Here is an 8,091-nt window from a genome sequence, read left to right on the forward strand (position 1 = left end):
TTTATACTTGCATCAAAGATACAATAAAAGGTGTATTTAGTATTTGCTTTATAACCAAAGATAAATAAAAAGAGCCCCTTAAATTTGGGCCCTGGCAGATATATTATAAATGAGCTTTTTGTTTAAGCAATTGGATTTTTTGGTTCTTTGTTAACTTTCTCCAGATTCTAACTTTGAAAACCATATAAAGCCCTCCTGTATGGTTCTTTGCTAGGAGCCTTTTATTTCCTAGTATCTTACAATTAGTTACTGCTTTATACAATATTTCTTCCACGTTTTTCATTTTAGCAAATAAATTGTTGATGGAAAACGGAAAAAATCCGACTATTTCAAACGATTTTTTACATAATATCTTTAAATTTTGTGAAATAGAGTGAAAGTGTAGAAAATTTAGACAAAATACTTCTTTTTTTATGTCGAAATATCAATAAAAAAAGATGAAGAAATGTGTCATTATTGTGAACATCGATTGGCAATTTTCATACAAAATTTAGTTTCGAACTTCGGATATATTACAGCTGAAAATGAGCAACTTTTATTTTGGACCTTGTTGGGTCTAAAGATACTTTTAAGTTGGAGGGCAATTTTATGGATCATAATACGAAGAAAAAAATTGAAGAAGAAGTAAAGAAGACAGTAGATACTGAAATTGCACAAGAATTTAGTGATCTTAGACAGCAATTACATCATCTTCAAAGCTCCTTAGCAACTTGCAGCAAGGACAACAGCAATCTACGCAACAAATGGGGCAGCAATACCAACAGCAAAATCAATTATTACAGCAAATTCAACAATTTTCTAATCAGGCAAAACAGCAATTACAACAAAATGACCAGCAATTACAGCAATCTATTCAACAAGCCATTCAAACATTGAACCAATGCCTTCAATATGCTCAAACAACGCAAACATTAAATCAAATCAACCAAGTAATTGGTCAGGTGCAGCAGCAATTTCAAGCTGGCGGTCAACAAGGGCAGCAGCAACAACAACAAGGGCAGCAAAATCAATTACAATAATGTAAATTGAAAAAAGTTCATGAAAAGCCGTAATCTGCATTTCTAGATTACGGCTTACCAAAGGAGTTTTGTAATTATCCGTACCCATTCTATATGCTAAAGAACATTTCGCCGCCAATAACAGCCAAAAGTATAAGAACATCAATGACAATGATCGCCCTTACCACTAATTTCACGGATCAATTCTCCTTTCGATATTATTGTCCGTTTTTTTCAATAAACACTAATATACTACATTTTATGATTTTATCATAAAACTTCATACCATATACAAACAAAAGAGAGATTGAATTAATTTCCATCCCACTAAGGACATTTATATTTCAAATTCCCATTCTTCTTTCAGAATGACATAAAGGGCAAGAAGGGTATTTTCTAACTCAAGTTCCGTTTTACCTGCAGGATCAAATCCGATTTTCGGTAATAAAATCCCGGCAATTTGTTTTGTCAATTGACTTCTTTCAGTCGATGACAAGGATAGCAAACGGCCAGCGTAGGTCTTAATGAGTTGCCAATCCTTTTCTTGGAAAGATCGCAGTTCCCATTCCCCAACAGTCAAGTCACTCTTGGAAATTCCTCTTAATTGAATCTCCTTGTCAATTGGTGATAGTTTCTTTTTCCGCTTTGCCTTCCGCTCGTGTACCACAATCGTACCTGCCGCAAGATCGCAGAGCCGCTTATGGCGAGGATGGAAAAAAATCAAGAAAATTCCCAGAAGATAACATATTGGCAAAGCATCAATGATACGGAGGAGATTCCGAATAAAACTTGATAGCAGAGTAACACTATGGCCATTTTCCTGTATGACCCGGATACCAAGTAATTTCTTTCCGATCGTTCTGCCGCCAAAGAAAAATTCCAGTGCAAAAAAGTAACCGCCATTTATGATAAATAGGACAATAATCATAATTGCAATAGCCAATCCGTGGTCATTAATATTGGATAGTTTAAACATTCCCAAATTGGTAAATACGGTAACCATTATAATCATAATGTCCATAATATACAGAATCAGCTGGTCAATCAAATAAGCTGCTGCTCTGCTCCCTACCCCTGCTGTCTGAAAGTTTAGCGAGACATATTCAGGAGTTTTTAACTCCAATTCTTCTTGATTCATGCAGATTCTTCACTCTCCTGGTTGAATTTTTTGAAAGCTGTTCCTATTTTTCTACAAAAATTCTATAATAAGGTTAAACATTCTTATTAAAGCAGGTGTCATAATCGATTTGAAGCAATTTAATAAAAAGCATCGGAAAAGTGGAAACAGCTTGAACAAATGGTTACTGTCTTAAGTAAGCGCCGCAGTAGGATTTCAGGAGACGATATTACGAACTTTTATCGGCTGTATCAGAAGGCCGTACAAAATCTTTCCTATAGTCAAACTTACTTTCCGCAAAGTGAAGTAACCTTCTACTTAAACGCACTTGTTTCAAAAGTCCATAATCTTCTTTATAAAGACCAGGTATCCAGCTTCAAGCAAATCCGCCAGTTTTTCGGGACAACATTTATTGGACTTTTATTGGAACAATGGAAATTTGTTATTGTTGCGATGATTTTATTTGCCATTGGCGCGGTTGGGAGCTATTTTTCCTTGCTGAATGATCCGATGCACATTTATTCCCTTCTCCCCCAGGAAGTCGCAAAAGGTGTATCACCTGAACAGCTTGGAAAAGGCGGCGGTGCAATAAATTCTTCATTGATGTCAACAACGATCATGACAAACAATATTCGGGTAGCGATATTCGCCTTTGCCGGCGGGATCACTTTCGGGATCTTAACCGTCTATTTGTTAGTCACCAATGGAATTATGCTCGGATCCCTTGCCGCCCTTTACTGGCACCATGGCAAGACGTTTGCGTTTTGGGCATATATTGTACCGCATGGAATGATTGAGCTTACTGCTATTTTTATCTCCGGCGGTGCAGGACTTCTCATGGGCTATAAGCTGTTAGTTCCGGGAAACTATTCCCGGATCTTTCAACTGAAGAATCAAGCGAAACGTTCTGTGCAGTTGCTCTTGGGTACCATTCCGTTGTTCGTCATCGCCGGCATTATTGAAGGGTTTATTACACCGGCCGCTATCCCTTTAGCTGTCAAATATATCGTCTCACTAATAACCGTAATTGGGCTAGTGCTATACATGTTAATCGGCAGATTGAACATGTCAAAAATGAAAATTACAAAAGATTTTGATTCATAATCTCAATATAGTGTGATACAGCAGTAACTGCCAACTTTTCTTCAGGGGCCTCAATCATTTGGAGGCCCTGACTCTCCCATTTTGCTTTCTCCCGCTTTTTTATCAGCATTTGCTGCTCTGCAATGCTTTTCACCATCGTGTTCTTGACATCATTCGGCATAAGAGAGATTCGTTTTAAGAGTGTTTGATCTTCAACACCAATCATGAAAAATAAATGTCGCTTTCTTAGTTTCTTTAAATATACAAGAGCATTTTCTTCATGAAGAAAAGTACGGACATCGCTGAACAATAATAGCAGGCTCCGCTTTTTTTGCACCATTTCTAAATATTGCAGCACCGCCGCATAATTCGATTCGACCGCATCTACTTTTAAATGGTAGATAGACTTTAAGATGGTTTGAAGGTGTGCCATTCCTTTGGCGGGGGGAACATATATTTTTATATCTTTTGAAAAAGCCAGCACGGCGACATAATCCCCTTTTTTCAGTGCTGCTTCTAGCGCTTTTTCCAAGCGCTTTCCCTTGGTTAGTTCTGCTCCCATCATTCTACCGCAGTCGATGAGAATGGTAATATATTTCCCGTGCTCCGGTTCGAATTCATTGGTCATCACTTCTTGCAATTTTGCCGTTTGCCGCCAGTTTATTTTACGGGGATCATCACCGACTACATAGTTTCTGACCTTGGCAAAATCGCCAGCACCGCTACGCTGTTTGCGGATTTTCACGCCTTAATACAGTAAAAATGCTTGAGCGTTTGCTAAATATTGTTTTGTATCTGTTAAATCAGGGATGACTTTAACCGAATCCCTCCATTCAACCGTTAGCTGTTTTTCCCATAAGCCAAGCCGGCTTGTATAGCGAATATAAAGCTTTTGGATGTCATATTTTCCTCTTTCATATGTCTTTGTCTGATAGGTGACCACTGTATTGGATTCTTTCGGGACTGCTCCAGTTACGGGAAATGGCCGTTCAAAGGATTACGGCAGGCCGTCAAGCAGCCTAAAGGATAAAGAATGCCGTGAAAGATTGTCAATAGAGATGTCGAACTGATAGACGATCTCCCTCTCCATTTCTGCTGAAGCAGTCCGTTTGATCAAAAGCTGATTTTTCTTAGGAGAAAGCCGCAGATCATACAAGGATCCAAGCAACACCACGATATTAATCGTAATGATGGTAGTCCAGGAAAGTTCCCTTATGGATCCAATGATTAATAGTATCGACAGAACGAAAAATACTTTCAATAATCGCTTCGTTGGTACAATGCCTCTATCTTGGAACAGGAACCGAGCCCACAAGCTCTTCGATGATTTGGTCAACCGCTGCTCCCTCCAATTCTACGTGCGGCGATAACTGAATACGATGCCGCAATGCCGGTTTTGCTATCACTTTAATATCATCCGGTATCTCATATTCTCGACCGGACAGATACGCCCAAGCTTTGGCTGCTTTGCCGATCGAAATGGCTGCCCTTGTGCTGGCACTAAAGCGGATAGACTCCGTTTCCCGCGTTTTTCTGACAATTTGCATGATATAGTCTAACACACTGTCACTGACCGTGACGCGTTCAATTTCTTTGCGGATGGCCGCAAATGATGGCAGATCTAACACCTTAGAAACAGGAGTTTCCGTGAAGCTGTTTTCTATTACGCTTTTTAATACATTCTTCTCATCCGTAAACGAAGGAAAATCAATATGCAATTTGAATAAGAATCTGTCTTGCTGGGCTTCTGGAAGCGGATAGGTGCCCTCAAATTCGATCGGATTTTGCGTCGCCACGACGAAAAATACGTCAGGAAGATGATACGTTTCTCCTTGAATGGTGACTTGTTTTTCTTCCATTGCTTCCAATAAGGCTGCCTGTGTCTTTGCCGGAGTTCGGTTAATTTCATCTGCTAAAAGAATGTTGGTAAAAATCGGACCCTTAATCGTTTGAAACTGGCTTTCTTTTAAATTATAAATCGTGCTGCCGGTAATATCGCTTGGCAAAAGGTCCGGGGTAAACTGAATCCGGTTAAAGCTGCCTCCCAAAAGTTCGGCAAGCGTCCGTACCATTTGCGTTTTGCCGGTTCCAGGAACCCCTTCCAGGAGGACATGTCCGCCGGCCAAAACTGCTGAAACTAATAATCTTACATTTAAACTTTGTCCAAGAATGCGTTCTTCATATTTTTCCAATAAGGATGTGATTTCCGTGTTCATGCTTCAACCTCTTTCAGCAGTTGCTCGAGTTTTCTAGACCATACAAGGTATTCTTGTTTGGTTATTTTTTCTTTATTTAAGATTGCAGCGAGCCCATTTAAAAATCGCTTCATTTCATCAGTCGTCATTTGAAACTGCTTTTGTTTAAGATAATCAGCTAATTCCGTCCACTGTCTGCTGTACGGGATCGACATGCGCTCATGTAATCGCATTTTTACATAATCCGCTTGAATGGAAAGCGAGTCATGATAACGCCTGCCTCTTGTATACCATGCGGCAATAGCTTGAATTCCCTCATCACTAAACCGAACCGATTCTTCCCTCGGTATGTATATCGGTCCAAAACGTTTCCCTTTCGACCACAACCACAAAATCGCCAGGAGAATTCCTTGCAAGATGAAAAGCAGGAACCATTTTGGGTATACATAAACGAGAGCAGAAGCACTTTGCTGTCCGTGTATGTATTCATCAAATAAACACGTCTTCGTTTTTCCTTCTTTTATCAATTGAAGAACAAGTGGTAAGTGATCGTCTTTTAAAATGTTACCGTTCGTCAGCCATTCAGGTGTTACTGCAGAGACTAACTGTCCTTTTCCTACGGAACGTTTTAATGCAATCACCCCTGCTGAATCGCTAAGCAAAATTTGATCTTGTATGTCCGGGATCAAGCGGTATTGGCTGTCCACCCTTCCTTTTACAACTTGATGATTCTTATCATAGATTTCACTTGCTTTTCCAACATTAGCCGATTTTGTTTTTATGTCTAACATCCCATTCGGATTGTCAGCAAATAGCAAAATGGTGTGACCTGCTTCCATATAAGCGATATATTTTTGCCATTCTTCATCTTTCATCTGAATAGACGGTTCTACCATGATCAGCACTTGCTTACCGCCGCTTTTAGGAAGCAGATCAGGTGTTTTTGCCCAAATGGAAACATCCATTTCTTTTTTTAAATAGGTGTAAATGGCCTTTATCCCTGTTGGTGAAGGAGACTCCGTTACATAACTTGGATAGGGCTCAGGTTTTGGTGTGAAAGATACATAACTGAATATGGAGAATAGGATGATGAGAACAATGAGCCAAATCCATGTGTTTCCCTTAAATTGCAGTTTCATCAAATACTGTTCTCCCTCCTTTCACCAAGCCATTTCATTGCTTCCTGTTTAAACTGAACATATTCCTCTTTGCTTACTGTTCGTTCTCCATATGTGACTTCGTCGAAAATTTGGGCTAGGCGGTAAAATTGATCTGCTTCTTGCAGATCAACTCTCCGAAGTTCATCATAGTAATCCCAATTCGTTTTCCAAATTCTTGCCTCAAGCCAGTTTTTTTCATGAAAATAGAGCAGTAAGGCTAAAAATAAATGCCGGGTAGAAAGGCTTTATTCATTCAGAGATTCCTGTCTTAGTGCTTCGTCTAAATGCTTATGAGATGACCAATGAATCTCACTTACGGATTGCAGCGGTTTTTGATTTTTTAGTATGCGATTTCGTCTTCCGTGGCGTATAATTAAAAACAAAACCCATGCTACTAGAATGATCACAACCGCTATCATGATGATTAAAATAGGGCCGGCTGCGTTCCCAGCCGCCTCAATAGATGGAAACAGCTTTGCGAGCTTTTGTGCTAGCCATTCCGTTGCATGTTCCCACCAAGTTTCAAGAAAACCCTTTGGACGATAGTAAACTTGATACTCCCGGCTACTCAAAATGGATTGAAGTTCATTACGTGCTTTGTTCGCATCTTCCATATCATCACCATTTACATTGTCGAAGTATCATAGTTTTCGATTAATTCTTTTAAATCATCAGCATCATGTCTTAATTTTAAATCAAGATACATGACTGCATAGCCTACCAAGAAAAATACTGTTGTTAATAAACTGGTCAGATTAACAATGATATTTAGCAGTACACTATTTCCTAATACAACTGCAAAAGTTGATTTCACGGCAAAACTGATCGATGTAATAATTAAGTAAAACACAATATAGAGCCCCATTGTGATCCAAGTTCTTTTTCTAGTAATCTTCCAGCTTCTTGAAAGCCCAGGTGCATCTCGCTCAAGGACCACCGAGCCAAAATAAAAACTCCAGCGCGTCAAAAGAAGGCCAATTCCAACTGCACCCCCAAGAAAAAACAGGATGGCTAACGGGATCCCTACGAATGGGCTGATGGCTGAGCCAATCACCCCAACTACAAAAACAACGATAAACGGTACCAGCATCACACCGATGGCAATTAATCCAAATAAAATTGTGCTGCCCAAAATAGGCCAATAACGGGAAAAGGCCTGTTTAATCACAGATTTAACCGTATATTCTTCATTTTTCCGAATATGATTTATCGCCAGTAAGATAGCAGCTTCTGCAACTGGGTAAAAAATCGCACCTAGTAATGCAGCAATCACCGTAGCAATAAGAGGTCCAATCACCTCACTTAGAGAGCTGGAGTCGATGGTATTTGATTTTTCAAAACTTGAAAGCGCCTGTTCCACCCAATTATTTCCGGATCCTTTTTCTACGAAAAGACTGGTTCCGGACACTAACTGAATGATCGCCTCGAGTAAAAATACCGGCCCCATAAAAATGAGTAAAATAGTGAAAAAATCTTTAAACCGATTCTTGCTCAAACTAAATGTATGGTCAAGAATCTCTCCAAAACTTTTTGGTTTA

Annotated in this window: 11 protein-coding genes; 2 read left to right on the forward strand and 9 right to left on the reverse strand. The window is 39.4% G+C overall.

The features are described from left to right. Nucleotides 1-710 precede the first annotated feature (710 nt). Complete coding sequence (locus tag BFU02S_RS17110; RefSeq protein ID WP_176573004.1) at nt 711-1,019, forward strand: hypothetical protein; 309 nt, start codon at nt 711-713, stop codon at nt 1,017-1,019. A 316-nt stretch (nt 1,020-1,335) separates the two neighbouring features. Here the strand turns inward: BFU02S_RS17110 and BFU02S_RS13295 are convergent, their stop codons facing one another. Then, on the reverse strand, nt 1,336-2,136 hold the full coding sequence (locus BFU02S_RS13295) for an RDD family protein (RefSeq protein WP_066371519.1): 801 nt from the start codon (nt 2,134-2,136) through the stop codon (nt 1,336-1,338). Nucleotides 2,137-2,295: 159 nt separating this feature from the next. On the opposite strand from BFU02S_RS13295, the gene BFU02S_RS13300 reads away from it, so the two are divergent. Beyond that, complete coding sequence (locus tag BFU02S_RS13300; RefSeq protein ID WP_369690697.1) at nt 2,296-3,219, forward strand: stage II sporulation protein M; 924 nt, start codon at nt 2,296-2,298, stop codon at nt 3,217-3,219. On the opposite strand, the gene BFU02S_RS17720 is transcribed toward BFU02S_RS13300, so the two are convergent. The 8 genes from BFU02S_RS17720 to BFU02S_RS17045 all read right to left on the reverse strand — a co-directional run. Continuing rightward, on the reverse strand, nt 3,197-3,943 hold the full coding sequence (locus BFU02S_RS17720) for a DUF58 domain-containing protein (RefSeq protein WP_369690698.1): 747 nt from the start codon (nt 3,941-3,943) through the stop codon (nt 3,197-3,199). The genes BFU02S_RS13300 and BFU02S_RS17720 overlap by 23 nt on opposite strands. A gap of 3 nt (nt 3,944-3,946) precedes the next feature. After that, nucleotides 3,947-4,141: a hypothetical protein gene (locus BFU02S_RS17725; RefSeq protein WP_369690699.1), complete on the reverse strand. Its 195-nt coding sequence runs from the start codon at nt 4,139-4,141 to the stop codon at nt 3,947-3,949. A gap of 54 nt (nt 4,142-4,195) precedes the next feature. Then, nucleotides 4,196-4,534 carry a hypothetical protein gene (locus BFU02S_RS17730; protein WP_369690700.1) on the reverse strand — a complete coding sequence of 113 codons (339 nt, stop codon included), beginning with the start codon at nt 4,532-4,534 and terminating at the stop codon, nt 4,196-4,198. Beyond that, entirely contained in the window at nt 4,485-5,414 is a 930-nt protein-coding gene (locus BFU02S_RS13310; protein ID WP_066371526.1) for an AAA family ATPase, read from the reverse strand. Before BFU02S_RS13310 ends, BFU02S_RS17730 begins: the two co-directional genes overlap by 50 nt. After that, nucleotides 5,411-6,532 (reverse strand): DUF4350 domain-containing protein, encoded by a 1,122-nt coding sequence (locus BFU02S_RS13315; protein ID WP_235842069.1) that lies wholly within the window; start codon nt 6,530-6,532, stop codon nt 5,411-5,413. The genes BFU02S_RS13310 and BFU02S_RS13315 overlap by 4 nt, the downstream gene beginning before the upstream one ends. Further along, the gene (locus BFU02S_RS17385; protein ID WP_268872907.1) at nt 6,532-6,765 is read right to left on the reverse strand and encodes a DUF4129 domain-containing protein; all 234 of its coding nucleotides are present in this window, start codon (nt 6,763-6,765) and stop codon (nt 6,532-6,534) included. The genes BFU02S_RS13315 and BFU02S_RS17385 overlap by 1 nt, the downstream gene beginning before the upstream one ends. Before the next feature lie 33 nt (nt 6,766-6,798). Beyond that, nucleotides 6,799-7,167 (reverse strand): hypothetical protein, encoded by a 369-nt coding sequence (locus tag BFU02S_RS17390; RefSeq protein WP_235842070.1) that lies wholly within the window; start codon nt 7,165-7,167, stop codon nt 6,799-6,801. An 11-nt stretch (nt 7,168-7,178) separates the two neighbouring features. Continuing rightward, nucleotides 7,179-8,091, reverse strand: a 913-nt coding sequence (locus tag BFU02S_RS17045) for a DUF7847 domain-containing protein (RefSeq protein WP_084361118.1), incomplete at its 5' end; no start/stop codon positions are given.

Origin of the sequence: Neobacillus fumarioli NBRC 102428, from assembly GCF_001591485.1 — a bacterium.
GTDB classification, from domain to species: domain Bacteria; phylum Bacillota; class Bacilli; order Bacillales; family Cytobacillaceae; genus Neobacillus; species Neobacillus fumarioli.